Below are 25,175 nucleotides of genomic sequence, written 5' to 3' on the forward strand. Positions count from 1 at the left end.
ATTACTCCGTGCCCACAGGGTCGGCTTGCAGTTGGGTTTGCACTTCTACCGCAGGTTTCGTGTCGGGTTTGACCCACCAGGTGTTAATGCCGATGTCGTACTTGGGGGAGACTTTCGGATGGCCGATGTGGTTCCAGTAAGCCACGCGCCAGCTCTTGATGTGCCAGTTGGGGATCACGTAGTAGCCCCATTGCAGTACACGGTCCAGCGCCCGGGCGTGGGCGACCAGGCTTTTGCGCGAATCGGCGTTGATCAGGCTCTCGACCAGGTGATCGACGATAGGGTCTTTCAGGCCCATGGAGTTGCGGCTGCTCGGTTTGTCGGCGGCGGCGCTCATCCAGAACTCGCGCTGCTCGTTGCCCGGCGAGTTGGACTGCGGAAAGCTGCCGACGATCATGTCGAAGTCCCGCGAACGCACGCGGTTGACGTATTGCGAGACGTCGACGCGGCGGATCACCAGATCGATGCCCAGGTCGGCGAGGTTGCGCTTGAACGGCAGCAGCACCCGCTCGAATTCGGTCTGGGCCAGCAGGAACTCAATGACGACAGGCTTGCCAGTGGCGTCGACCATTTTGTCGTCGACGATCTTCCAGCCGGCCTCTTGCAGCAATTGATAGGCCTCGCGCTGCTGCAAGCGGATCATGCCGCTGGCGTCGGTCTTCGGGTTTTCGAAAGCTTCGCTGAAGACCTGCGCCGGGAGCTGGCGGCGGAACGGGTCGAGGATCGCCAGTTGATCGGCGTCCGGCAGGCCGGTGGCGGCCATTTCCGAGTTCTCGAAGTAGCTGCGGGTGCGCACGTAGGCGCTGTTGAACAGTTGCTTGTTGGTCCATTCGAAGTCGAGCAGCAGACCCAGTGCCTGACGCACGCGAACGTCCTGGAACACCGGGCGGCGCAGGTTGAAGACGAAACCCTGCATGCCGGTCGGATTGCCGTTGGGGATCAGCTCCTTGACCAGCCGGCCTTCGGTAACGGCCGGGATGTTGTAGGCGTTGGCCCAGTTCTTCGCGGTCATTTCCAGCCAGTAGTCGAACTGCCCGGCCTTCAGCGCTTCCAGCGCAACGGTGTTGTCGCGGTAGTAATCGGTGGTCAGCACGTCGAAGTTGTAGAACCCGCGATTGACCGGCAGGTCCTTGCCCCAGTAATCCTTGACCCGCTCGTAACGTACCGAGCGACCGGCCTTCACTTCGGCGACCTTGTACGGGCCGCTGCCCAGCGGGATTTCCAGATTGCCCTTGTTGAAGTCGCGACTGGCCCACCAGTGTTTCGGCAGCACCGGCAACTGGCCGAGGATCAGGGGCAGTTCCCGATTGTTGTTGTGTTTGAACTTGAACAGTACCGTGAGCGGGTCTTCAGCGACGGCTTCTTCGACATCGCTGTAGTAACCGCGAAACATCGGCGAGCCTTCCTTGGTCAGGGTCTCGAAGCTGAAAACCACGTCCTCGGCGCGTACCGGGTGGCCGTCATGGAAACGTGCTTCGGGGCGCAGGTAGAAGCGCACCCAGCTGTTGTCCGGGGCCTTCTCGATCTTGCCGGCGATCAGGCCGTATTCGGTGAACGGCTCGTCGAGGCTGTGCTTGGTCAGCGTGTCGTAGATCTGCCCGACATCGTCCGCCGGCACGCCTTTGCTGATGAACGGGTTGAGGCTGTCGAAGCCGCCGAAACCGGCCTGACGGAAGATCCCGCCCTTGGGCGCGTCGGCGTTCACGTAATCGAAGTGCTTGAAGTCGGCGGGGTATTTCGGCGGCTCGTTGTAGAGGGTCACGGCGTGTTGCGGGGCGGCGCAGGCCAGCCCGGCGAATAACAGGCCGCAAGCCTGCACGAGCAGGGTGCGAACGGCGTTCATTGACCTTTCTCCGAAGATTTCAGCCACCACGCGCTCAGGCCCAGGGTATAGGGCGGCGTAGTGACGAAGGCGAACCGGTTGCGGTACGCCAGACGGTGATAATTGAGGTACCAGTTGGGAATGCTGTAGTGCTGCCAGAGCAACACGCGGTCCAGCGCCTTGCCGGCGGCGACCTGTTCATCGCGGGTGCGGGCGGCGAGCAGCTGCTCAAGCAGATGGTCGACCACCGGGTTGGCGATGCCCGCGTAATTCTTGCTGCCCTTGACCCCGACCTGGCTGGAGTGGAAGTACTGCCACTGTTCCAGCCCCGGGCTGAGGGTCTGGTTGAGGGTCATCAGGATCATGTCGAAATCGAACTGATCCAGACGCTGTTTGTACTGGGCGCGATCCACCGTGCGCAGGCGCGCATCGATGCCGATGCTGTTGAGGTTCTCGATGTACGGCTGGAGGATCCGCTCAAGGTTCGGATTGACCAGCAGCAGTTCGAAACTCAGCGGTTGGCCGGCAGCGTTCTGTAAACGCTGGCCATTGAGCTTCCAGCCAGCCTCGGCCAGCAGCGCCAAAGCCTTGCGCATGGTTTCACGGGGAATGCCGCGCCCGTCGGTCTGCGGCAGCGTGAACGGCTCGGTGAACAGCCGGGCCGGCAGTTGATCCTTGTAGGGTTTGAGCATCAGCCATTCGTGACCGACCGGCAGCCCGCTGGCACTGAATTCGCTGTTCGGGTAGTAACTGGTGGTGCGCTTGTAGGCATCGCTGAACAGCGCGCGGTTGGTCCACTCGAAGTCGAACATCAGGCCCAGCGCTTCGCGGACCTTGACCTCGGCGAAAGTCGGCCGCCGAGTGTTCATGAACAGGCCCTGGCTCTGGGTCGGGATCTGGTGCGGGATTTGCGCCTTGATCACGTCGCCACGACGGATCGCCGGGAAGTTGTAGCCGTTGGCCCAGTTTTTCGCCTGATGTTCGATATAAATGTCGAACTCGCCGGCCTTGAAGGCTTCGAAGGCCACGTCGCTGTCGCGGTAGAACTCGACTTCCATGCGATCGAAGTTGTACTTGCCGCGATTGACCGGCAAGTCCTTGCCCCAATAATCCTTGACCCGTTCGAACACCAGTTGCCGGCCCGGCGTCACCGAGGTGATGCGGTACGGTCCGCTGCCCAGCGGCGGCTCGAAGGTGGTGGCCTTGAAGTCGCGGCCCTTCCAGTAATGTTGGGGCAGCACTGGCAACTCGCCCAGGCGCAGGATCAACAGCGGGTTGCCCGAGCGTTTCATCACGAAACGGATGCGCTGCGGGTTGAGGATGTCGACCCGCAACACTTCCTGAAGCGCGGTGCGATACAGCGGATGACCTTCCTTGAGCAGCAGGCGATAGGAGAACGCCACGTCGTAGGCGGTGATCGGCGTGCCGTCGTGGAAACGCGCTTCCGGGCGCAGGTTGAACACCACCCAGCTGCGGTCTTCGCTGTACTCGACCGATTGGGCGATCAGTCCATAACTGGAAGCCGGCTCATCACCGGATGGCGAATACTGGCCGGTGCCGACCATCAGCGGCTCGTTCAGCTCGTTGATGCCGTACTGCAGGAAATTCGGGGTAGTGACCGGGCTGGTGCCCTTGAACGTGTAGGGGTTGAGCGTATCGAAGGTGCCAAACGCCATCACCCGCAATGTGCCGCCCTTGGGCGCTTGCGGGTTGACCCAGTCGAAGTGGGTAAATCTGGCCGGGTACTTGAGCGTGCCGAACTGCGCATAACCGTGACTCTCGGTGATCGTCGCGCTGACGGGGGAGCTCAAGGCCAGGCTGATCAGGAGCAGGAGGAGGGGACGCTTCAAGTCAGATCCGATCCAGGCGGCTTGGGCTTTGTGGGCCGTACAGTAACAGCTTGTATGGACAGGAAAAAGATGCGGGTTAATGCAGGGTTAATCGTTTGCGCGAAGAGCCCCTCACCCTAACCCTCTCCCGGAGGGAGAGGGGACTGACCGAGGTAGTTATGAGAGGTACGCCGACCTGAAAAATTGAGTCGAGCTCAGGATTTGAAAAGCCCCCAATCGGCTCCCTCTCCCCCTTGGGGAGAGGGCTGGGGAGAGGGGTGGATCTTATGGGCACCGCAGAATTCGAACCAAAAAAAAGCCCCTGAAATTCAGGGGCTCTTTATCAGTGCGGCTGGTAGACCGTGAGCATCTGCCCAGGCTTGAGCGCCTTGCCGGCGCCCGGGTTCCAGCGTTTGAGATGCTGCATCTCGACGTTGAAACGCTTGGCCACCACGTACAGCGTGTCGCCTTGCTTGACCTTGTATTGGGTCTGCTTCTGGTTGTCGGTCTTGCTGCTGGTCTTGCTGTTGGCCGCCAGCACCGTATTGATGCGTCCGCCGCTGGTGTTGCGGGCCGGCGTGCGCTTGGTGGTGTCCTGCATGACCAGGGTCTGGCCGACCTTGAGGTTCTTGCCGGTCAGCTTGTTCCAGCGTTGAAGGTCCTTGACGTCAACCTTGTTGGCCTTGGCGATGGATGCGAGGTTGTCACCGCGTTTGACCCGGTAGGCACGCTTGAGCTTCGCGACTTCGGTCGGATCGGCGCCTTCGAAGACCGGTTTCAGCGAGCGAGGGCTGATCAGTTCTTCAGGACGCATGGTCTGCAGGCTGGCGGTCAGCAGTTGCGCCTTCGAGGTCGGCACCAGCAGGTGCTGCGGGCCGTCGATGGTGGTGCGCTGCTTGAACGCCGGGTTGAGCTGGAACAGCTCGTCTTCGTCGATGTTGGCCACCGCGGCGACCTTGGACAGGTCCATGCGCTGGTTGATTTCGACGACCTGGAAGTAAGGTTCGTTGGCGATCGGGTTGAGGTTCACCCCGTAGGCTTCCGGCGACAGCACCACTTGCGACAGCGCCAGCAGTTTTGGCACGTAGGCCTGGGTTTCCGCCGGCAGCGGCAGGTTCCAGTAGTCGGTCGGAAGGCCCAGTCGTTCGTTGCGTTCGATGGCGCGGCTGACCGTGCCTTCGCCGGCGTTGTAGGCCGCCAGGGCCAGCAGCCAGTCACCGTTGAACATGTCGTGCAAACGGGTCAGGTAATCCATCGCCGCCGTGGTCGAGGCGGTAATGTCGCGACGGCCGTCATAAAAACGGGTCTGGCGCAGGTTGTAGTAACGTCCGGTGGACGGGATGAACTGCCAGAGACCCACCGCGTCGGCCCGGGAATAGGCCATCGGGTTATAGGCGCTTTCAATCACCGGCAACAGGGCCAGTTCCAGCGGCATGTTGCGTTCTTCGAGGCGCTCGACGATGTAATGAATGTAGAGGCTGCCGCGTTCGCCGGCGTTCTCGAGAAAGGAAGGGTTACTGGCGAACCACAGGCGCTGTTGCTCGATGCGCGGGTTCACGCCCAGGCCTTCCTGAAGCTGGAAACCACCGCGCATGCGTTCCCAGATGTCCTGGGGCGCCTGCGGGCTGGGCTTTTCGGACAGCCAGATGGGCTTCTGCTTGGCTCGCGCAGCAATGTTCGGCGTATGGGTCGCTTCAGTCTGCGGAGCATGGCTGGAGCAGCCCGCCAGCGTGGCGGACACAGCCACCGCGATGGCTTGCGCCAGGCGGGTCAATGCGTCTGAATTGACGGACTTACGTATGGATGACGACATTGGCTGGAAGTAAGTTCCGGGCAAAAATGTCGGGGGATTCTAGAAAGCGCACCCCCTGCGGTCAACCATTCAGAGTTTTTGTACCAAGTGGTGAACGGCTTAGAACTTATCTTTCCAAGCCCGCAGAGCCGCAAAAACCTCACTCGGAGCCCGGTTTTGAGCGCCATTCCGTTCGTCCACTTTTTGTTTAACTAATGTTTCACTGGTGCGCAAAAACGGGTTTGTGAGCTTTTCCAGCGCGATGGTCGAGGGCAGGGTCATGACCCCGTTCTGGCGTTGCAGGGTGACTTTTTCCAGACGGGCGGCAATGTTCGGGTTGCCCGGTTCTACGGCAGCGGCAAATTTCAGGTTGCTCAGGGTGTATTCGTGGGTGCAGTAAACCAGCGTGTCTTCAGGCAGCGACGCCAGACGACCGAGCGAATGGTGCATCTGCTCCGGCGTGCCTTCGAACAACCGGCCGCAACCGGCGGCGAACAGGGTGTCGCCGCAGAACAGCAGGCCGTGATGGTAATAGGCGATGTGCCCCAGGGTATGGCCAGGAACGGCATAGACGTCGAAGTCCCAGCCGAGCACGCGAACCTTGTCGTTGTCCTTGAGCGCCACATCACGCCCCGGAATGCTTTCGCTGGCCGGACCGTAGACGGTGGCGCCCGTGGCCTTTTTGAGCGTCTCGACGCCGCCGACATGGTCGTGATGATGGTGAGTGATCAGAATGTCGCCAAGCACCCAGCCCGGATGCGCGGCGAGCCACGCCTGCACCGGGGCGGCATCCCCCGGATCGACCACCGCGCAACGCTGGGTGGCATGATCCTGTAACAACCAGATGTAGTTGTCGGTGAAGGCGGGCAGGGCACTGATCTGTATCATCTTCGGATTCGCCAAGCGGGTAACATTGGCGCATCTTAGAGGTTCCTGGCGTGTTGGAGAATGCAATGATCGATAAAGCGTTCGCTCAGGCCGATCCTGACTGGCTCGCCCTGATCGGTGCGGCCCGTGAATGGCTGTCCGGCCCCCTCGGGCAATTTCTGCTGGACGAAGAACGCCGCATGCTCGAAGACGAGCTCGGCCGGTTCTTCGGCGGTTATCTGGTGCATTACGGCCCGTCTGCCGAAACGCCGCCGTCGGCACCGCAGGTGCAGCGCAACGTGCGACTTGGCGCGCCATTACCCGGTGTCGAGATCGTCTGCGAGGAGCAGGCCTGGCCATTGAGCGAGCATGCCGCCGACGTGGTGGTGTTGCAGCATGGCCTGGATTTCTGCCTGTCGCCCCATGGTTTGCTGCGTGAGGCTGCCAGCAGCGTGCGCCCCGGCGGGCATCTGCTGATTGTCGGCATCAACCCCTGGAGCACCTGGGGCCTGCGTCATGTGTTCGCTCATGACGCCTTGCATCAGGCGCGCTGCATCTCGCCGTCGCGGGTTGCCGACTGGCTCAACCTGCTGGGTTTCGCGCTGGAGAAACGCCGCTTCGGGTGCTATCGTCCGCCGCTCGCGTCACCCAAGTGGCAGGCCCGTCTGGCCGGCTGGGAGCGCAAGGCCGGCGACTGGCAACTGTCGGGCGGCGGCTTCTATCTGTTGGTTGCGCGCAAGATCGTGGTCGGCCTGCGTCCGGTGCGTCAGGAGCGCCGCGAACCGATGGGCAAGCTGATTCCGCTGCCAATGGCCAAGGTCAATCGTCGCCGTATCGAACCGTAAACCTTCTTTTATTTGTGGCCGGGTTAATCCCGGCCTCGGCCATCGTCGATCCATGATCGGCGGGGCCTCGCATTTTTTCTGGATAGACTGGCATGAGCGAAAGCGTCGATAGCGTAGAACTGTTCACTGACGGCGCCTGCAAGGGCAACCCCGGCCCCGGCGGTTGGGGCGCCTTGCTGGTGTGCAAGGGCGTTGAAAAGGAACTGTGGGGCGGCGAAGCCAACACCACCAACAATCGTATGGAGCTGCTCGGCGCGATTCGCGGCCTGGAAGCCCTCAAGCGTCCGTGCGAAGTACTGCTGGTGACTGACTCGCAATACGTGATGAAAGGCATCAACGAGTGGATGGCCAACTGGAAAAAGCGTGGCTGGAAAACCGCCGCCAAGGAGCCAGTTAAAAACGCCGACCTGTGGAAGGAGCTCGACGAGCAGGTCAACCGCCACAAGGTCACCTGGAAATGGGTGCGCGGCCACATCGGCCACCACGGCAACGAGCGCGCCGACCAATTGGCCAACCGTGGGGTGGATGAAGTTCGCGGTTACAAGCAGGACTGATTCCGTCCGACTGAAACACCCCCGGCGAGCGTGTTAACATCGCCGTTTTTGCACGATTGACCCGTTGAGAGCTGAACACTGATGGCCACCAGATCCGTTGTACTCGATACCGAAACCACCGGCATGCCGGTGACCGACGGCCACCGGATTATCGAAATCGGTTGTGTCGAGCTGATCGGTCGGCGCCTGACAGGCCGGCACTTTCACGTGTACCTGCAACCGGATCGTGAAAGTGACGAAGGCGCGATTGGTGTTCACGGTATCACCAACGAGTTCCTCGTCGGCAAGCCGCGCTTCGCCGAAGTGGCCGATGAGTTCTTCGAGTTCATCAACGGCGCGCAACTGATCATCCATAACGCGGCGTTCGACGTTGGCTTCATCAACAACGAATTCGCCCTGATGGGGCAACAGGATCGCGCTGACATCACTCAGCATTGCACGATCCTCGACACCCTGATGATGGCCCGGGAGCGCCATCCGGGTCAGCGCAACAGTCTCGATGCCTTGTGCAAACGCTACGGCGTCGACAACTCCGGCCGTGAGCTGCACGGCGCATTGCTCGACTCGGAGATTCTCGCCGACGTCTACCTGACCATGACCGGTGGCCAGACCAGCCTGTCGCTGGCCGGCAACGCCTCCGACGGCAATGGCACGGGCGAGGGCGCGGACAACTCCGCCACCGAAATCCGCCGTCTGCCGGCGGATCGCAAGCCGGGACGGATCATTCGCGCCACCGAAGCCGAGCTGGCCGAGCACCAGGTGCGCCTGGAGATCATCGCCAAGTCTGCCGGCGCGCCGGCGTTGTGGACTCAGCTGCTGGAAGCCGAAGCCCAGACGTAAAGCACAAAGGATCGTCCGAACACTCTGGTCGAGTTCGGACGATCCTTTGTTTTTGGCAGTACTGACAACTGGCCACCCTCGCCACATCCGCTCCGACCCTCTACCCTGAGGACATTGGCAGATCACTCTCCGCCGCCTCAGGACACTGAGCCTCATGTACAAAGATCTGAAGTTCCCGGTGTTGATCGTCCACCGCGACATCAAGGCCGACACGGTGGCCGGCGAACGCATTCGCGGCATTGCCCATGAACTGGAGCAGGAAGGATTCAGCATCGTTTCGGCCACGGACTACACCGAGGGCCGGCTGGTGGCGTCGACCCATCATGGTCTGGCGTGCATGTTGATCGCCGCCGAAGATGCCAGCACCAATTCCCATTTATTGCAGAACATGGCCGAACTGATCGGTCTGGCCCGAGTGCGGGCGCCGGACCTGCCGATCTTCGCGCTCGGTGAGCAGGTCACTCTGGAAAACGCCCCGGCCGATGCCATGGCCGAGCTCAATCAGTTGCGCGGGATTCTCTACCTTTTCGAAGACACCGTGCCGTTTCTGGCCAGGCAAGTGGCCCGCGCTGCTCGCAAGTATCTGGATGGATTGCTGCCACCGTTCTTCAAGGCCCTGGTGCAGCACACGGCCGACTCCAACTATTCCTGGCACACCCCTGGCCATGGCGGTGGCGTGGCTTATCACAAAAGCCCGGTGGGGCAGGCGTTTCACCAGTTCTTCGGTGAAAACACGCTGCGTTCGGACTTATCGGTATCGGTGCCTGAGCTGGGTTCGCTGCTCGATCACACCGGCCCGTTGGCTGAAGCCGAGGCGAGGGCTGCGCGCAATTTCGGCGCCGATCACACCTTTTTCGTGATCAATGGCACTTCGACCGCCAATAAGATCGTCTGGCATTCCATGGTCGGGCGCGACGATCTGGTGCTGGTGGATCGCAACTGCCACAAGTCGGTGTTGCACGCCATCATCATGACCGGTGCGATTCCGCTGTACCTGTGCCCGGAGCGCAACGAACTGGGGATCATCGGCCCGATTCCGTTGAGCGAATTCAGCCGCGAATCGATCCAGGCCAAGATCGACGCAAGCCCGCTGACCAAGGGCCGCGAGCCGAAAGTCAAATTGGCGGTGGTCACCAACTCCACCTATGACGGCCTCTGTTACAACGCCGAGCTGATCAAGCAGAGCCTGGGCAACAGCGTCGAAGTCCTGCATTTCGACGAAGCCTGGTACGCCTACGCGGCGTTTCACGAATTCTTTGCCGGGCGTTACGGCATGGCTACCTCGCGCAGCGCCGACAGTCCCTTGGTGTTCACCACCCATTCCACCCACAAACTGCTGGCAGCGTTCAGTCAGGCTTCGATGATTCATGTTCAGGATGGCGGGGCGCGGCAACTGGACCGTGACCGGTTCAACGAAGCGTTCATGATGCATATTTCGACGTCGCCGCAGTACAGCATCATCGCTTCGCTGGACGTGGCCTCGGCCATGATGGAAGGCCCGGCAGGTCGTTCGCTGCTGCAGGAAACCTTCGACGAGGCCCTGAGCTTTCGCCGGGCGCTGGCCAATCTGCGTGGGCACATCGACGCCAATGACTGGTGGTTTTCGATCTGGCAGCCGCCGGGTGTCGAGGGCATTGATCGGGTACAGACCGAAGACTGGTTGCTGAAGCCCGAAGCGGACTGGCACGGTTTCGGCGAGGTCAGCGACGACTACGTGCTGCTCGATCCGATCAAGGTCACTCTGGTGATGCCCGGCCTGACTGCTGGCGGAGCGTTGAGCGACAAGGGGATTCCGGCAGCGGTGGTCAGCCGCTTTCTCTGGGAGCGCGGGCTGGTCGTGGAGAAAACCGGGCTGTACTCGTTCCTTGTGCTGTTCTCCATGGGTATCACCAAAGGCAAGTGGAGCACGCTGCTGACCGAACTGCTGGAGTTCAAGCGCAGCTACGACGCCAACGTCAGTCTCGACACCTGCCTGAAGTGTGTCGCCCAGGAAGCCCCGGCGCGCTATCGCGGCATGGGTCTGCGCGATCTGTGCGATCAGCTCCACGCCTGCTATCGCAGCAATGCCACCGCCAAACACCTTAAGCGCATGTACACCGTACTGCCGGAAATCGCCATGAAGCCGGCCCATGCCTACGATCAACTGGTACGCGGCGAAGTCGAGGCGGTGCCGATCGATGAACTGGACGGCCGGGTCGCGGCGGTGATGCTGGTGCCGTATCCGCCGGGGATTCCGTTGATCATACCCGGAGAACGTTTTACCGAATCCACTCGGTCGATCATCGATTACCTGAAATTTGCCCGCACGTTCGATGCAAGTTTTCCGGGATTCGTGGTCGATGTGCACGGACTGCAACACGAAGATGAGGGCAATGGACGGCAATACACCGTCGATTGTGTGAAGGAATGAGGGCGTTTCCCAGTATGCAACCGGTCATGAATCCAAAATACCCAGGGCTTTCGGTGCGCGTCGCCGACGATGGTTTTGCCGCTTATATCTGGGGCAGTGATTTCAGCTTCGAGGTCGCCGCCTATGGCTCGGCCGAAATCGGCAAGCCTGTCGCGCAGTGGGGCGTGACGTCCATCGTGCCGTACCGCAAGTGCTACGGCATCGACCCCGAGGAGTTCAGCAGTTTTCGCGATGCTGCCGACAGTGCGATCTTCATGGCGTATCTGGAGGATCAGCCGGTGGGGCATCTGGTGATCAGCACCAACTGGAACGGCTTTGCCCACATCGATGAACTGGCGGTACATGCGCCGGCACGGCGTCACGGTGTTGCGAAAGCATTGCTGGACGTGGCGCAGTTCTGGAGCCGCAAGAAAAAACTGCCGGGGATCATGCTCGAGACCCAGAACAACAACCTCGGCGCCTGTCGCTTGTATGAGCGCTGCGGTTATGTGATCGGTGGCATCGACCATTTGCGTTATCGCGGGATCGACCCGAACACTGCCGAAGTGGCGCTGTTCTGGTATCGATTGTTCGATAACCCGCTGGAAAACCCGATCAGCTCGCCAGCATCGCCGCGGCTTGTTCCGTGACGATGCCGAGCAGGGTCTGGACCGCCGATGGCGGCGCTGCGTGCTTGAAGGTCAGCGCGTAGAGGCTGATCGGTACCGCCGGTGACAGCGGGCAGACATCGAGACCGCCGGCGCGGGCGCCGAGTGCGGTGAACGGGTCGACGATGGCCAGGCCTTCACCGGCCTCGACCATGCTGCGCATCATTTGGTGGGTCTGCACCCGGGTCTGGATGCTTGGCGCCGGGCGCAAGGCCTGGAGCTTGTGCTCCAGCGCCGGGCTCAGCGGGTCCTGGCCTTCGAGGCCGAGCATCGCCTGGCCTGCCAGGTCCTGCAGTGAAATGTACTTTTGTTTGGGTTGCAGCCAGCCGTGGGGGGCGAGCAATTGCAGCTTGCCTTGCGCCAGCACCTGGCAATCGATGTCGGGGTGTTCGGGGTCGTGCAGGCTCAGGCCCAGGTCGCTCTCGCGCAGCAACAGACTGCGAACGATATGGCGCGTCGGCTCACTGAACAGAGTGCAGGGTACGTCCGGCAGACGTCGGCGCAATGCGGCGAGGCTTTGCGGCAACAGCTGTTGGGCCAGCGGGGGAGTGCCGATGATTCGCAGAGGCGGGGCGAGGTACTGCTTTAGGCTGTTGGCCAGCCGTTGCACCGGCTCCAGCGCGTCATAGATGTGGGCGATTTCAACCTGCAACGCACGGGCTTCGGCCGTGGCCTGAAGCCGTCCGCGTACGCTTGCGAACAGCATGAACCCCAGCTGACTCTCGGCTTCGCGCAACCGCTCTTCGACATCGCCCGTCGGCAATTGCAGCCATTCGGCGGCGGTGCCCACGTGACCCGTCTGTAAAAGCGCCTGTATCACCTCGATATGACGTAAACGCATGCGTGAAGTCCATGTCCGGCCGTTGGGGTCAGTGGCTGAATCCTACCCCAACTCGGCGCGGATGACTTCTGCTCATAACAATCGGTTATGAAGCGACAGTCGGCTCGGGTTCGCGAATCAACGTGATGCCGGACTGAACCAGCAGGAATTCGTTGTCGTCGATTTTATTGACGCGATCGCCAATGGCCAGTTTGTAGGTTGTAACAGGCTCCGTGCCGGTGAAACCGTCTGCCGACGGGTTGGATTCCTGGAACTCATGCACGGAATAAACGCGGCCTTCCGCATCTCTTGCATGGAACTGACCGACGAGTACTGCTGCCATCTGCTTAGAACCTCTGGAGATAAAACGCTTGATTTGCGGCTTGGTAGACCGTCATCGAGCTCGGTAAGTTTTCCTACGGGAAAAAAATAATCCGGACGCGGGAAATATCCCTCGTCGTCTGGTGGAATCGTCGCCGGATCATCTATAACTACAGGCTCCTCCCACGGACAGTCGAGAGTCTTCCCATGAGCAATGTCTATAACGTCGCCGTAGTCGTCGGCAGCCTGCGCAAAGCCTCGATCAATCGCAAGGTCGCTCTGGCGCTGGCGGAACTGGCGCCGGCCAACCTCAAGCTGAACATTGTCGAAATTGGCGATCTGCCACTCTATAACGAAGACATCGACGGCGATTCACCGCCGGCAGCCTACAGCACTTTCCGGCAAAAAGTGGGCTCATCCGACGCGGTGCTGTTTGTCACGCCGGAGTACAACCGTTCGGTGCCTGCACCGCTGAAGAACGCGATTGATGTCGGCTCACGGCCTTATGGCAAGAGTGTCTGGGGTGGCAAGCCGGGCGCAGTGATCAGTGTTTCGCCGGGTGCCATTGGCGGTTTTGGCGCCAACCAGCATTTGCGCCAGTCGTTCGTTTTCCTCAACGTGCCGTGCATGCAACAGCCTGAGGCCTACCTGGGCGGCGCCGGTACCGCGTTTGACGAGGCGGGAAAATTGAACGACTCGGTGAAACCATTCCTGCAAAGTTTCATCAATGCCTATGGGCAATTCGTAGAGCAACACAAGAAGTGATCCGCTGACTTTTCTGACAAGATATCGACCCTGTGGGAGCGAGCTTGCTCGCGATAACGGTGTATCAGCTGACACCTCAGTTGAATGACACACCGCAATCGCAAGCAAGCTCGCTCCCTCAGGTTTTGTGGTTTGATTTTTCCCTTTTATTGAAGGCTGTCGCGAATGCTTGCTGCGTCACTGATTTTCCTGCTGACCATTACCCTGGTGATCTGGCAACCCAAAGGCCTCGGGGTCGGCTGGAGTGCGACGTTCGGTGCGATTCTGGCGCTGATCTTCGGCGTGGTGCACCTGAGCGATATTCCGCTGGTGTGGCAAATCATCTGGAACGCCACCGGCACTTTCGTGGCGCTGATCATCATCAGCCTGCTGCTCGACGAAGCGGGGTTCTTCGCCTGGGCCGCGTTGCACGTGGCGCGGTGGGGGCGGGGCAGCGGGCGCAAGCTGTTTGCGTTTATGGTGCTGCTCGGAGCGCTGGTGTCGGCGTTGTTCGCCAATGACGGCGCGGCGCTGATCCTCACGCCCATCGTGATTTCCATGCTGCTGGCGTTGCGTTTTTCCCCGGCGGCGACTTTGGCGTTCGTGATGGGCGCCGGCTTCATCGCCGATACCGCGAGCCTGCCGCTGGTGGTGTCGAACCTGGTGAACATCGTCTCGGCCGACTTCTTCCACATCGGCTTCAATCGTTATGCAGCGGTGATGGTGCCAGTCAACTTCGTCAGCGTCGCGGCCACGCTGGCGGTGTTGTTGTGGTTTTTCCGCCGCGACATTCCGACAGCCTACGATCCTGAACAGCTTGAGCACCCGGAGACGGCGATCCACGACAAGGCCACGTTCTACGCCGGCTGGGCGGTGTTGCTGATTCTGCTGGTGGGCTGTTTCGCCCTGGAGCCGTTGGGCATTCCGATCAGTGCGATCTCGGCCGTTTGCGCGGCATTGCTGCTGGGCATCGCTGCGCGTGGACACAAGATCTCCACGCGCAAGGTGATGAAAGAGGCGCCGTGGCAGATCGTGATTTTCTCGTTGGGTATGTATCTGGTGGTCTACGGGCTGCGCAATGCCGGGCTCACGAATCATCTGGCCGGTTGGCTGGATGGCTTCGCCGGGTATGGCGTTTGGGGCGCGGCCATGGGCACTGGCGTGCTGACGGCCTTGTTGTCGTCGATCATGAACAACCTGCCGACCGTATTGATCGGGCTGCTGTCGATCGATGCCAGTCAGGCCTCCGGTGTAGTGAAAGAGGCGATGATCTACGCCAACGTGATCGGCAGCGATCTGGGGCCGAAAATCACCCCGATCGGCAGTCTGGCGACTTTGCTCTGGCTGCATGTGCTGGAGCGCAAGGACATCCGGATCGGCTGGGGGTATTACTTCCGGGTCGGGATTGTGCTGACGGTGCCGGTGTTGCTGGTGACATTGGCGGCTCTGGCACTGCGGTTGAGCGTCTAACTCTGCCCGGGCACGTTCGGCCACAGATCCGAAACCAGAAACAGCCGCTCGGCCTCTTCCCACTCACCCCGGGCATTCTCGGTCAGGCGCACCATCAACTGCGCCGGGGCCAGCGGTTCAAGTTCATCGAGCCAGGTCTGCAACTGCTCGTGGCTCCAGGTCTGATCCGCCGGGTAATGCGCCGGGGCCAGCCAGGCGTGGCGGGGCAGGGGTTGCCAGCGCCCGGCCGGGCGTTGGGCGACAAACGCCGGCCAATCCTTTTGATGTAACCAACTGCCGCGCAAATGTTGCGGATGGGCGCCGTTCGGTGGTTCCGATTGCCCGGGCCATGGATACAGCAGGTAACCGCCCAGCCACAACTGCGCACTGAATGACTCGATATCCAGCGCCGCCAGAGCCTCGCGGCTTTCCGGGCGGGCGGAAATCGGCAACTGGTGTTCGCTCAGATGGGCCAGTTTGCGGTCCAGTCGATCATGGCAGCCGGGGCCGAGCCACTGCGCCGGATCGCGGCCGTCACCGTCCTGCGGGCCGAGGTAGAGCTTGATCGCCAGTTCCAGGTGATGCACGCCGTCGCGATCGCGTAGCAGCATGTCGAGTTCGCCGAGGGTGTGGCCTTCGCGGCGGATCGGCAGGTTGGCGGCGATCAGTTCGATCCCCGGCGCATGCTCGACGGCAAACTGCCAGAGGCGTTCGTAATACAGCCCCAGACGCCGGGTGCGGGCCTGGGACAGCCAATGCAACAAGCCATAGCTGTCCCGGTCGAGCTGCTGCAGCCAATGCGCCAGCCGTTCGGGATCGCGCACCCAGTCGCTGCCCGCCAATGGATGGCGTTGCGGCCACGGCGTGGCGGCGAGCATCGGCGGGGCGAGGATCACCCACGCCAGATCGCGCACCTCCGGGTGACGCAATTGGTGAGGCAACTGGAGCAAATCGGGAAATAGGATCATCTTGCGAGCATAGCCTCAAACACGGTTGCACCCTCGGGGCTGAAAGGATTTTGTCTATCCGGCGCTTTCGCCCATAATCGTCGTTTTCGCCGTTGCAGCCCCCCGCAGGAGTCCCATGGAGCAATTTCGTAATATCGGCATCATCGGTCGCCTGGGCAGTTCCCAGGTGCTGGATACCGTCCGCCGACTGAAACGGTTTCTGCTCGATCGTCACCTGCATGTGATCCTCGAAGACACGATCGCCGAAGTCCTGCCGGGCCATGGCCTGCAAACCTCCTCGCGCAAGATGCTCGGCGAAGTCTGCGACATGGTCATCGTCGTCGGCGGTGACGGCAGTCTGCTCGGCGCTGCCCGGGCGCTGGCAAAACACAATATTCCGGTACTGGGCATCAATCGTGGCAGCCTGGGCTTTCTGACCGATATACGGCCCGATGAGCTGGAAGTCGAAGTCGCCAAGGTGCTCGACGGCCACTATCTGGTGGAAAACCGTTTCCTGCTGCAAGCCGAAGTCCGCCGCCACGGCGAAGCCATCGGCCAGGGCGACGCGTTGAACGACGTGGTGCTGCACCCCGGCAAGTCGACGCGAATGATCGAGTTCGAGCTGTACATCGACGGGCAGTTCGTCTGCAGCCAGAAAGCCGACGGCCTGATCGTCGCCACGCCGACCGGTTCCACGGCGTACGCGCTGTCGGCCGGTGGCCCGATCATGCATCCCAAGCTCGACGCCATTGTGATCGTGCCGATGTATCCCCATATGTTGTCCAGCAGGCCGATTGTGGTCGATGGCAACAGTGAGCTGAAAATCGTCGTGTCCAAAGATATGCAGATTTACCCGCAAGTTTCCTGTGACGGGCAGAACCATTTCACCTGCGCGCCGGGCGACACCATCACTGTCAGCAAGAAAGCGCAAAAGCTGCGGCTGATCCATCCGCTCGATCACAACTATTACGAAGTGTGCCGTACCAAGCTCGGCTGGGGCAGCCGCTTGGGGGGTGGAGGCGAGTGATGCTCGATCCCGCGCGTGGCTACGACCTGATCGGTGACGTGCACGGTTGCGCTCTGACCCTTGAGCACCTGCTCGACCGGCTCGGTTATCACAAACAGGCAGGCGTCTGGCGGCACCCCTCGCGCATGGCGGTGTTCGTCGGCGACATCATCGACCGTGGCCCGCGGATTCGCGAGGCGCTGCACATCGTCCACGACATGGTCGAGGCCGGTCAGGCGCTGTGCATCATGGGCAATCACGAGTTCAACGCACTGGGCTGGAGCACGCCGGCGCCTCCGGGCAGCGGCAAGCAGTTCGTGCGTGAACACACGCCACGCCACGCCCGCTTGCTGCACGAAACCCTGACTCAGTTCGAAGACCATCCCGGCGACTGGCACGACTTCCAGCAGTGGTTCTACCAACTGCCACTGTTCGTCGATGCCGGGCGTTTCCGGGTCGTGCATGCCTGTTGGGATGCCAGCCTGATCGAGCCGTTGCGTGCGCTGTTTCCCGATGGCTGCATCGATGAGCACTTCCTCCAGGCGTCGGCCGTGCCGGGCAGTTTCGCCTGCACCGTATTCGATCGCCTGCTGCGTGGCACCGACATGCGCCTGCCTGATGGCCTGACCATGACCAGCGGCGACGGTCTGGTGCGTTCGTTCTTCCGCACCAAGTTCTGGGAAGACGACCCGCAGACCTACGGCGACATTGTGTTTCAGCCCGACGCACTGCCAGAGCCGGTGGCACAGAAGCCGCTGACCTCCAGCGAAAAGAATTCCCTGCTGCGCTACGGCGTCGATGAGCCGTTGCTGTTCGTCGGCCATTACTGGCGCAGCGGCAAACCGGCGCCGATCCGCCCGAACCTCGCGTGCCTGGACTACAGCGCCGTGCTCTACGGCAAACTGGTGGCTTATCGTCTGGATCAGGAAACCCGCCTCGATCCGCATAAATTTGTCTGGGTCGATGTCGAGCGGCCGGAGGTGCTGCGATGAGCGCGGTAGCGGTATTGCGTCTGCCATTGGCGGCGGACCTGAGCGGTTTCGTCAAACTGCTGCAACGGATGCAGGTGCCTCACCGCGTCAGCGAAGAGTCGGGCGAGCAGGTGCTGTGGGTGCCCTCGGAAATCAGCGAAGACGTGCGTTCGCTGTACGAACGCTTCCCGGCAGGCGACCCGGATCAGCAACTGGATATTCCGGTGGCGCCGACGTTCAAGCGTCCGAGCTTCGCCGAGCAACTGAAACACGCCAGGGCCACCGGGTTCATTCTGTTGCTGAGCCTGCTGGTCGGCGGGCTGACGTATCTGGGCGACAACCTCGACACGATGCGCTGGCTGACCTTCCTCGATTTTCGCGTGGTCGGCGACTATATCCACTTCACGCCATTGGCCGACAGCCTGGCGGCGGGGCAGTGGTGGCGCCTGTTCACGCCGATGCTGATTCACTTCGGCATCCTGCACCTGGCCATGAACGGCATGTGGTACTGGGAGCTGGGGCGGCGCATCGAGTCGCGTCAGGGCAGCATCAACCTGATCGGCCTGACGTTGCTGTTCAGCCTGGTGTCCAACTACGCGCAGTTCGCGTGGAGCGGCCCGAGCTTGTTCGGCGGCCTGTCCGGCGTCCTTTACGGCTTGCTCGGTCACTGCTGGATCTTCCAGTTGCTGGCGCCGAATCCGGCTTATCGTCTGCCGCGCGGCGTGCTGGTGATGATGCTGGTGTGGTTGCTGGTGTGCATGTCGGGGCTGATCTCGATGATCGGCTTCGGCCAGATCGCCAACGCCGCCCACGTCGGCGGGTTACTCATCGGATGCTTCACCGGTTTGTTGGGCGGTTTGTACAACCGCCGTAAACTGGCCGCCTGAATTTTTGAATAAAGAGCACGGAGACCCTGATGTCCTCTTTTAACGACCTGATCAAGAACATCACCCCGGATATCTATCAGAGCCTGAAACTGGCCGTAGAGATCGGCAAATGGTCCGACGGCGGCAAACTCACCGCCGAGCAGCGCGAACTGTCGTTGCAGGCGATGATCGCCTGGGAAATGCAGAACCTGCCCGAGGAAGAACGCACCGGTTACATGGGCCCGCAGGAGTGTGCGTCGAAGTCGATCGAAGTGCCGAACATCCTGTTCAAGTCGGACGCCATCCATTGATCGAGATTGGCCGCGGTGCAATCAGCAAAATGTCGGCGCGCCTGGACGGGCCGAACGTGCAATACGCGTTTCGTCTGGATGACGTCGAGGTGCCGGTCAACCCGTTGATCGGCACGACGGTGCGCCTGGAATATCTGGGGGCGATTCACTGCACCCATTGCGGGCGCAAGACCAAGACCAGTTTCAGTCAGGGTTATTGCTACCCGTGCATGACCAAACTGGCCCAGTGCGACGTCTGCATCATGAGTCCGGAGCGCTGCCACTTCGACGCCGGCACCTGCCGGGAACCGGAGTGGGGCGAGAAGTTCTGCATGACCGACCACGTCGTCTACCTGGCCAATTCGTCGGGGATCAAGGTCGGCATCACTCGCGCCACCCAGTTGCCGACCCGCTGGCTCGATCAGGGGGCCAGCCAGGCGCTGCCGATCATGCGCGTCGCCACGCGGCAGCAGTCGGGGTTCGTCGAAGACCTGTTCCGCAGTCAGGTGGCGGACAAGACCAACTGGCGCGCCTTGCTCAAGGGCGATGCGGCGGCGGTGGATCTGGCGCAAGTGCGCGATCAACTGTTCGACAGCTGCGCCGAAGGCCTGCAAGGCTTGCAGGAACGTTTCGGTCTGCAGGCGATTCAGCCGGTGACCGACGTCGAGCCGCTGGAAATCCGTTATCCGGTCGAGCAGTACCCGGCCAAGATCGTCAGCTTCAACCTGGACAAGAACCCGATTGCCGAAGGCACGCTGTTGGGGATCAAGGGCCAGTACCTGATCTTCGACACCGGCGTGATCAACATTCGCAAGTACACGGCCTATCAGCTCGCCGTGCATCAATAAGGACTTCAGCATGCGCACCGAACAACCGAAGATGATTTACCTGAAGGACTATCAGGCGCCCGAGTACCTGATCGACGAAACACACCTGACCTTCGAGTTGTTCGAGGACCACAGTCTGGTCCACGCGCAACTGGTGATGCGCCGCAACCCGGCCCGTGGCCCGGGCCTGCCGCCGCTGGTGCTCGATGGCCAGCAGCTGGAATTGCTCTCGGTGACCCTGGCCGACCAGGAACTGAGCGCCGATGATTACCAACTGACCGAGAACCACCTGACCCTGCAACCGGCCAGCGAAACCTTCACGGTCGACACCAGCGTTCGCATCCACCCGGAAACCAACACTGCACTGGAAGGCCTGTACAAGTCCGGCACGATGTTCTGCACCCAGTGCGAGGCCGAAGGTTTTCGCAAGATCACCTATTACCTCGACCGCCCGGACGTGATGAGCAAGTTCACCACCACCGTGGTCGCCGAGCAGCACAGCTATCCGGTGCTGCTGTCCAACGGCAACCCGATTGCCAGCGGCCCCGGTGAAGATGGCCGTCACTGGGCAACGTGGGAAGATCCGTTCATGAAGCCGGCCTACCTGTTCGCGCTGGTGGCGGGTGACTTGTGGTGCGTTGAAGACAGCTTCACCACGATGACCGAGCGCAACGTGGCGCTGCGTATCTACGTCGAGCCGGAAAACATCGACAAGTGCCAGCACGCCATGAACAGCCTGAAGAAATCGATGCGCTGGGACGAAGAGGTCTACGGTCGCGAGTACGATCTGGACATCTTCATGATCGTCGCCGTGAACGACTTCAACATGGGCGCCATGGAGAACAAGGGCCTCAACATCTTCAACTCCAGCGCTGTGCTGGCCCGCGCCGAAACCGCGACCGACGCCGCGCACCAGCGGGTCGAGGCAATCGTCGCCCACGAATACTTCCACAACTGGTCGGGCAACCGCGTGACCTGCCGCGACTGGTTCCAGCTGTCGCTCAAGGAAGGCTTCACCGTATTCCGCGATGCCGGTTTCTCCTCCGACATGAACTCGGCCACGGTCAAGCGCATCCAGGACGTGGCGTACCTGCGTACCCACCAGTTCGCCGAAGATGCAGGTCCCATGGCCCACGCCGTGCGCCCGGACAGCTTCATCGAGATTTCCAACTTCTACACCCTGACCGTGTACGAAAAGGGCTCGGAAGTGGTCGGCATGATCCACACGCTGCTGGGCGCCGAAGGCTTCCGCAAGGGCAGTGACCTGTACTTTGAGCGTCATGATGGCCAGGCCGTGACCTGCGATGACTTCATCAAGGCCATGGAAGATGCCAACGGCGTCGACCTGACCCAGTTCAAGCGCTGGTACAGCCAGGCCGGTACACCACGTCTGGCGGTGAGCGAGTCTTATGACGCCGTCGCGAAAACCTACAGCCTGACCTTCCGTCAAAGCTGCCCGGAAACCCCGGACAAGGTTGAAAAGCTGCCATTCGTGATCCCGGTAGAACTGGGCCTGCTGGACAGTAAAGGCAACGAGATTGCCCTGCGTCTGGCCGGCGAAGCCGCGGCCCAGGGCACTACCCGAGTGATCTCGGTGACCGAAGCCGAACAGACCTTCACCTTCGTCGACATCGCCGAACAGCCGCTGCCATCCTTGCTGCGTGGGTTCTCGGCGCCGGTGAAACTGAGCTTCCCGTACAACCGCGACCAGTTGATGTTCCTGATGCAGCACGACAGCGACGGTTTCAACCGCTGGGATGCCGGCCAGCAACTGTCGGTGCAGGTGCTGCAGGAACTGATCGGTCAGCAGCAGAAGGGCGAAAGCCTGGTGCTCGACCCGCGTCTGATTTCTGCCTTGCGTACGGTACTGGCTGACCAGACTCTGGATCAGGCAATGGTCGCGGAAATGCTCTCGCTGCCGAGCGAAGCGTACCTGACCGAAATCAGCGAAACCGCCGACGTGGACGCGATCCACACCGCTCGCGAATTCGCCCGTCAGCAACTGGCGGACAACCTGTTCGATGCCCTGTGGCAGCGTTATCAGGCCAACCGCGAGCTGTCGAAAAAGACCCCGTATGTGGCCGAAGCCGAGCACTTCGCCCGCCGCGCGCTGCAGAACATCGCGCTGTCGTACCTGATGCTCAGCGGCAAGCCTGAAGTGCTGGCGGCAATGCTGGAGCAGTTCGACGCCTGCGACAACATGACCGAGCGCCTGACCGCGCTGGCGGTGCTGGTCAACTCGCCGTTCGACGACGAGAAGGCCAAGGCCCTTGCCAGTTTCGCCGAGCACTTCAAGGACAATCCGCTGGTCATGGACCAGTGGTTCAGCGTGCAGGCCGGCAGCACGTTGCCGGGCGGTCTGGAACGTGTGAAAGCGCTGATGCAGCACCCGGCGTTCAACATCAAGAACCCGAACAAGGTGCGCGCGCTGGTCGGTGCTTTCGCCGGGCAGAATCTGATCAACTTCCACGCGGCGGACGGTTCGGGTTATCGCTTCCTGGCAGATCTGGTGATCGAGCTGAACGGCTTCAACCCGCAGATCGCTTCGCGCCAATTGGCGCCGCTGACTCGCTGGCGCAAGTATGACGGCGCTCGTCAGGCGTTGATGAAGGCGGAGCTGGAGCGGATTCTGGCTTCGGGGCAGCTGTCCAGCGATGTCTATGAAGTGGTCAGCAAGAGCTTGGCTTGAGGCTGGTTGATTGGGGTCGGTCTTGAAGTTGTCTTTCAACTTTAGATCCAGCCCTCACCCTAACCCTCTCCCAAGGGGAGAGGGGACTGACCAAGTTGTTTTCATGAGATACATCGACCTGAAATATTGAGTCGAACTCGAGTTTGAAAAGCATGAAAATCGGCTCCCTTTCCCCCTCGCCCCCTTGGGGGAGAGGGCTGGGGTGAGGGGGTTGGGTTTCAGCCGCGCCGCATCACTCTCGCCGAAAAGAAAAACAAAACGCCGCTCAATGAGCGGCGTTTTTGTGGGTGGGTGAAAAACTACTGGCGCAAATCAAACCGATCCAGATCCATCACCTTCGCCCACGCAGCAACGAAGTCGTTGACGAACTGCTCCTTCGCATCGGAACTGGCATACACCTCGGCCAGCGCCCGCAGTACCGAATTGGAGCCAAATACCAGATCGACCCGCGTTCCTGTCCATTTCACATTGCCGGTCTTGCGATCACGTCCTTCGAACTCATCTGCCGCCTTGGACGTCGGTTTCCATTCCACGCCCATGTCCAGCAGGTTGCGGAAGAAGTCGTTGGTCAGGGAACCGGGTTTGTCGGTGAACACGCCGTGTTTCGTCTTGCCGACGTTGGTGTCCAGTACACGCAGCCCGCCGATCAGCACGGTGAGTTCTGGCGCCGAAAGCGTCAGCAGTTGTGCCTTGTCGATCAGCAGCGCTTCGGCCGGCACGCGGTAGGTGCTGGCGGCGTAGTTGCGGAAGCCGTCGGTGTGCGGTTCAAGGAAGCCGAACGACTCGACATCGGTCTGCTCCTGAGTCGCATCGGTGCGCCCCGGATTGAACGGTACGGTCACGGTGTGCCCGGCGTTTTGCGCCGCTTGCTCGACCCCGGCATTACCGGCCAGCACGATCAGATCCGCCAGCGAGACTTGCTTGCCTGACGCCCCGGCGTTGAACTCGTTTTGAATGCCTTCGAGGGCTTTCAGCACCTTGTCCAGTTGCTCGGGTTGGTTGGCCTGCCAGAAGCGTTGCGGCGCCAGACGCAGACGTCCGCCGTTGGCGCCACCGCGTTTGTCCGAACCCCGGAAGGTCGAAGCGGCTGCCCAGGCAGTCGAGACCAGTTCCGAAACGGACAGCCCCGACGCCAGTACTTTGCCTTTCAGTGCCCTGATATCGCTGTCGTCGATCAGTGGATGGTTGGCCTCGGGAATCGGGTCTTGCCACAGCAACTCTTCCTGTGGCATTTCCGGGCCGAGATAGCGCGACAGCGGGCCCATGTCACGGTGAATGAGTTTGTACCAGGCCCGGGCGAAGGCATCGGCCAGTTGATCGGGATTGGCCAGGAAGCGCCGCGAAATCTTCTCGTAGGCCGGGTCGAAACGCAGGGCCAGGTCCGAGGTGAGCATGGTCGGGTCGATGCGTTTGTTCGGGTCGTGGGCATGGGGAATGGTGCCGGCCCCGGCGCCGTTTTTCGGTTTCCACTGATGGGCACCGGCGGGGCTTTTGGTCAGTTCCCACTCGAAGCCGAACAGGTTTTCCAGGTAGTTGTTGCTCCACTTCGTCGGTGTGGTGGTCCAGGTCACTTCCAGGCCACTGGTGATGGTGTCGGCACCTTTGCCGGTGCCGAAGGTGCTTTTCCAGCCCAGGCCTTGCTCTTCGAGGCCTGCGGCTTCTGGTTCAGGCCCGACGTTGTCTGCGGGGCCGGCACCGTGGGTCTTGCCGAAGGCGTGGCCACCGGCGATCAGGGCGACGGTTTCCTCGTCATTCATGGCCATGCGGCCGAAGGTTTCGCGGATGTCTCGGGCGGAGGCGACCGGATCGGGATTGCCTTCGGGGCCTTCCGGGTTCACGTAGATCAGACCCATCTGCACAGCGGCAAGCGGGTTTTCCAGATTGCGTTCGCCCTGGTTGGTGCGGCTCTGTTCATGGCCGTGTTCGGCAGGCTCGGCGACCAGCGTGCCGTCGCCCGGCTCCTGCACGGCTTCCGGGTGTTTGCCGTAGCGGGTATCCCCGCCCAGCCATTTGTTTTCCGAGCCCCAGTAGACGTCTTCGTCCGGCTCCCACACGTCGGGCCGGCCGCCGGAAAAACCGAAAGTCTTGAAGCCCATGGATTCCAGCGCGACGTTGCCGGTGAGGACGATCAGGTCGGCCCAGGAAATGTTGCGACCATATTTCTGCTTGATCGGCCACAGCAGGCGGCGGGCCTTGTCGAGGCTGACGTTGTCCGGCCAACTGTTGAGCGGGGCGAAGCGTTGCTGGCCGGAGCCGGCGCCACCGCGGCCGTCAGCGGTGCGGTAGGTGCCGGCGCTGTGCCAGGCCATGCGGATGAAGAGCGGGCCGTAGTGGCCGAAGTCCGCTGGCCACCACTCCTGAGAGTCGGTCATCAGCGCCGTCAGATCGCGTTTGAGGGCCTGGAAATCCAGGCTTTTGAAAGCCTTGGCGTAGTCGAAGTCCTTGCCCAGCGGATCGGATGCGGGCGAGTGCTGACTCAGGATTTTCAGGTTCAGTTGATTCGGCCACCAATCGCGGTTCGTCGTGCCACCGCCGGCGGCGTGATTGAACGGGCATTTCGATTCATTTGCCATGTTCGGGTCCTTATCAGGTCTTCTGCGGCCGGCTCGTGCCGACTTCGGATTAGTAAGGCTAGACCC

Annotated in this window: 21 protein-coding genes; 13 read left to right on the forward strand and 8 right to left on the reverse strand. The window is 61.3% G+C overall.

Annotation, left to right across the window (positions count from 1 at the left end; all coding sequences use genetic code 11):
* Position 1: 1 nt before the first annotated feature.
* The 4 genes from ACW9HX_RS00275 to gloB all read right to left on the reverse strand — a co-directional run bounded on the left by ACW9HX_RS00275 (position 2) and on the right by gloB (position 6,331).
* Positions 2 to 1,843: an extracellular solute-binding protein gene (locus ACW9HX_RS00275; protein ID WP_457378993.1), complete on the reverse strand. Its 1,842-nt coding sequence runs from the start codon at positions 1,841 to 1,843 to the stop codon at positions 2 to 4.
* On the reverse strand, positions 1,840 to 3,672 hold the full coding sequence (locus ACW9HX_RS00280) for an extracellular solute-binding protein (RefSeq protein ID WP_457378994.1): 1,833 nt from the start codon (positions 3,670 to 3,672) through the stop codon (positions 1,840 to 1,842). The genes ACW9HX_RS00275 and ACW9HX_RS00280 overlap by 4 nt, the downstream gene beginning before the upstream one ends.
* Positions 3,673 to 3,994: 322 nt before the next feature.
* A complete protein-coding gene (locus tag ACW9HX_RS00285) occupies positions 3,995 to 5,464 on the reverse strand; it encodes a LysM peptidoglycan-binding domain-containing protein (protein ID WP_457378995.1) in 1,470 nt (489 codons plus the stop codon).
* Between the two features lie 99 nt (positions 5,465 to 5,563).
* Positions 5,564 to 6,331, reverse strand: a complete 768-nt coding sequence (gene gloB / locus ACW9HX_RS00290) for a hydroxyacylglutathione hydrolase (protein ID WP_457378996.1) — start codon at positions 6,329 to 6,331, stop codon at positions 5,564 to 5,566.
* A gap of 65 nt (positions 6,332 to 6,396) precedes the next feature.
* Between gloB and ACW9HX_RS00295 the strand changes: the two genes are divergently transcribed.
* The 5 genes from ACW9HX_RS00295 to ACW9HX_RS00315 all read left to right on the forward strand — a co-directional run bounded on the left by ACW9HX_RS00295 (position 6,397) and on the right by ACW9HX_RS00315 (position 11,588).
* A complete protein-coding gene (locus ACW9HX_RS00295; protein WP_011333614.1) occupies positions 6,397 to 7,155 on the forward strand; it encodes a methyltransferase domain-containing protein in 759 nt (252 codons plus the stop codon).
* Positions 7,156 to 7,247: 92 nt separating this feature from the next.
* On the forward strand, positions 7,248 to 7,709 hold the full coding sequence (rnhA, locus tag ACW9HX_RS00300) for a ribonuclease HI (protein ID WP_039770807.1): 462 nt from the start codon (positions 7,248 to 7,250) through the stop codon (positions 7,707 to 7,709).
* Positions 7,710 to 7,790: 81 nt separating this feature from the next.
* Positions 7,791 to 8,549 carry a DNA polymerase III subunit epsilon gene (gene dnaQ, locus ACW9HX_RS00305; RefSeq protein WP_457378997.1) on the forward strand — a complete coding sequence of 253 codons (759 nt, stop codon included), beginning with the start codon at positions 7,791 to 7,793 and terminating at the stop codon, positions 8,547 to 8,549.
* Positions 8,550 to 8,703: 154 nt separating this feature from the next.
* Positions 8,704 to 10,959 carry an Orn/Lys/Arg family decarboxylase gene (locus ACW9HX_RS00310; RefSeq protein WP_457378998.1) on the forward strand — a complete coding sequence of 752 codons (2,256 nt, stop codon included), beginning with the start codon at positions 8,704 to 8,706 and terminating at the stop codon, positions 10,957 to 10,959.
* 14 nt (positions 10,960 to 10,973) lie between these two features.
* The gene (locus ACW9HX_RS00315; RefSeq protein WP_457378999.1) at positions 10,974 to 11,588 is read left to right on the forward strand and encodes a GNAT family N-acetyltransferase; all 615 of its coding nucleotides are present in this window, start codon (positions 10,974 to 10,976) and stop codon (positions 11,586 to 11,588) included.
* Here the strand turns inward: ACW9HX_RS00315 and ACW9HX_RS00320 are convergent.
* Positions 11,554 to 12,447, reverse strand: coding sequence for a LysR substrate-binding domain-containing protein (locus ACW9HX_RS00320; RefSeq protein WP_457379000.1), 894 nt, complete (start codon positions 12,445 to 12,447; stop codon positions 11,554 to 11,556). The two genes, ACW9HX_RS00315 and ACW9HX_RS00320, sit on opposite strands and share 35 nt — an antisense overlap.
* 85 nt (positions 12,448 to 12,532) lie before the next feature.
* Positions 12,533 to 12,769, reverse strand: a complete 237-nt coding sequence (locus ACW9HX_RS00325) for a hypothetical protein (protein WP_457379001.1) — start codon at positions 12,767 to 12,769, stop codon at positions 12,533 to 12,535.
* A 185-nt stretch (positions 12,770 to 12,954) separates the two neighbouring features.
* Between ACW9HX_RS00325 and ACW9HX_RS00330 the strand changes: the two genes are divergently transcribed.
* Entirely contained in the window at positions 12,955 to 13,512 is a 558-nt protein-coding gene (locus tag ACW9HX_RS00330) for an NADPH-dependent FMN reductase (RefSeq protein WP_457379002.1), read from the forward strand.
* Positions 13,513 to 13,677: 165 nt separating this feature from the next.
* Positions 13,678 to 14,961: an arsenic transporter gene (locus ACW9HX_RS00335; RefSeq protein WP_457379003.1), complete on the forward strand. Its 1,284-nt coding sequence runs from the start codon at positions 13,678 to 13,680 to the stop codon at positions 14,959 to 14,961.
* On the opposite strand, the gene ACW9HX_RS00340 is transcribed toward ACW9HX_RS00335, so the two are convergent.
* Positions 14,958 to 15,908 (reverse strand): DUF1853 family protein, encoded by a 951-nt coding sequence (locus ACW9HX_RS00340; protein WP_457379004.1) that lies wholly within the window; start codon positions 15,906 to 15,908, stop codon positions 14,958 to 14,960. The two genes, ACW9HX_RS00335 and ACW9HX_RS00340, sit on opposite strands and share 4 nt — an antisense overlap.
* A gap of 115 nt (positions 15,909 to 16,023) precedes the next feature.
* Here ACW9HX_RS00340 and ACW9HX_RS00345 point away from each other — a divergent pair, with 115 nt between their 5' ends.
* The 6 genes from ACW9HX_RS00345 to pepN are packed head-to-tail and all read left to right on the forward strand — an operon-like array spanning position 16,024 to position 22,536.
* Positions 16,024 to 16,914 carry an NAD(+) kinase gene (locus ACW9HX_RS00345; protein ID WP_085733063.1) on the forward strand — a complete coding sequence of 297 codons (891 nt, stop codon included), beginning with the start codon at positions 16,024 to 16,026 and terminating at the stop codon, positions 16,912 to 16,914.
* On the forward strand, positions 16,911 to 17,885 hold the full coding sequence (locus tag ACW9HX_RS00350) for a metallophosphoesterase (protein WP_457379005.1): 975 nt from the start codon (positions 16,911 to 16,913) through the stop codon (positions 17,883 to 17,885). The genes ACW9HX_RS00345 and ACW9HX_RS00350 overlap by 4 nt, the downstream gene beginning before the upstream one ends.
* Positions 17,882 to 18,751 (forward strand): rhomboid family intramembrane serine protease, encoded by an 870-nt coding sequence (locus ACW9HX_RS00355; RefSeq protein WP_457379006.1) that lies wholly within the window; start codon positions 17,882 to 17,884, stop codon positions 18,749 to 18,751. The genes ACW9HX_RS00350 and ACW9HX_RS00355 overlap by 4 nt, the downstream gene beginning before the upstream one ends.
* 29 nt (positions 18,752 to 18,780) lie before the next feature.
* On the forward strand, positions 18,781 to 19,041 hold the full coding sequence (locus ACW9HX_RS00360; RefSeq protein WP_007956913.1) for a YeaC family protein: 261 nt from the start codon (positions 18,781 to 18,783) through the stop codon (positions 19,039 to 19,041).
* Complete coding sequence (locus ACW9HX_RS00365) at positions 19,038 to 19,868, forward strand: DUF2797 domain-containing protein (protein WP_102621881.1); 831 nt, start codon at positions 19,038 to 19,040, stop codon at positions 19,866 to 19,868. Before ACW9HX_RS00360 ends, ACW9HX_RS00365 begins: the two co-directional genes overlap by 4 nt.
* Positions 19,869 to 19,878: 10 nt before the next feature.
* The gene (gene pepN, locus ACW9HX_RS00370; protein WP_457379007.1) at positions 19,879 to 22,536 is read left to right on the forward strand and encodes an aminopeptidase N; all 2,658 of its coding nucleotides are present in this window, start codon (positions 19,879 to 19,881) and stop codon (positions 22,534 to 22,536) included.
* A gap of 299 nt (positions 22,537 to 22,835) precedes the next feature.
* On the opposite strand, the gene katG is transcribed toward pepN, so the two are convergent.
* Positions 22,836 to 25,109 carry a catalase/peroxidase HPI gene (katG, locus tag ACW9HX_RS00375; protein ID WP_457379008.1) on the reverse strand — a complete coding sequence of 758 codons (2,274 nt, stop codon included), beginning with the start codon at positions 25,107 to 25,109 and terminating at the stop codon, positions 22,836 to 22,838.
* Positions 25,110 to 25,175 lie beyond the last annotated feature (66 nt).

The organism is Pseudomonas sp. SDO52101_S400 (assembly GCF_054071635.1).

Coding starts and splice junctions, on each gene's coding strand:
- ACW9HX_RS00335 (WP_457379003.1), top strand. CDS start 13,678: ATGCTTGCTGCGTCACTGATTTTCCTGCTGACCATTACCCTGGTGATC.
- katG (WP_457379008.1), bottom strand. CDS start 25,109: ATGGCAAATGAATCGAAATGCCCGTTCAATCACGCCGCCGGCGGTGGC.
- ACW9HX_RS00275 (WP_457378993.1), bottom strand. CDS start 1,843: ATGAACGCCGTTCGCACCCTGCTCGTGCAGGCTTGCGGCCTGTTATTC.
- ACW9HX_RS00320 (WP_457379000.1), bottom strand. CDS start 12,447: ATGCGTTTACGTCATATCGAGGTGATACAGGCGCTTTTACAGACGGGT.
- ACW9HX_RS00340 (WP_457379004.1), bottom strand. CDS start 15,908: ATGATCCTATTTCCCGATTTGCTCCAGTTGCCTCACCAATTGCGTCAC.
- gloB (WP_457378996.1), bottom strand. CDS start 6,331: ATGATACAGATCAGTGCCCTGCCCGCCTTCACCGACAACTACATCTGG.
- ACW9HX_RS00325 (WP_457379001.1), bottom strand. CDS start 12,769: ATGGCAGCAGTACTCGTCGGTCAGTTCCATGCAAGAGATGCGGAAGGC.
- rnhA (WP_039770807.1), top strand. CDS start 7,248: ATGAGCGAAAGCGTCGATAGCGTAGAACTGTTCACTGACGGCGCCTGC.
- ACW9HX_RS00345 (WP_085733063.1), top strand. CDS start 16,024: ATGGAGCAATTTCGTAATATCGGCATCATCGGTCGCCTGGGCAGTTCC.
- ACW9HX_RS00310 (WP_457378998.1), top strand. CDS start 8,704: ATGTACAAAGATCTGAAGTTCCCGGTGTTGATCGTCCACCGCGACATC.
- ACW9HX_RS00295 (WP_011333614.1), top strand. CDS start 6,397: ATGATCGATAAAGCGTTCGCTCAGGCCGATCCTGACTGGCTCGCCCTG.
- dnaQ (WP_457378997.1), top strand. CDS start 7,791: ATGGCCACCAGATCCGTTGTACTCGATACCGAAACCACCGGCATGCCG.
- pepN (WP_457379007.1), top strand. CDS start 19,879: ATGCGCACCGAACAACCGAAGATGATTTACCTGAAGGACTATCAGGCG.
- ACW9HX_RS00355 (WP_457379006.1), top strand. CDS start 17,882: ATGAGCGCGGTAGCGGTATTGCGTCTGCCATTGGCGGCGGACCTGAGC.
- ACW9HX_RS00360 (WP_007956913.1), top strand. CDS start 18,781: ATGTCCTCTTTTAACGACCTGATCAAGAACATCACCCCGGATATCTAT.
- ACW9HX_RS00315 (WP_457378999.1), top strand. CDS start 10,974: ATGCAACCGGTCATGAATCCAAAATACCCAGGGCTTTCGGTGCGCGTC.
- ACW9HX_RS00285 (WP_457378995.1), bottom strand. CDS start 5,464: ATGTCGTCATCCATACGTAAGTCCGTCAATTCAGACGCATTGACCCGC.
- ACW9HX_RS00330 (WP_457379002.1), top strand. CDS start 12,955: ATGAGCAATGTCTATAACGTCGCCGTAGTCGTCGGCAGCCTGCGCAAA.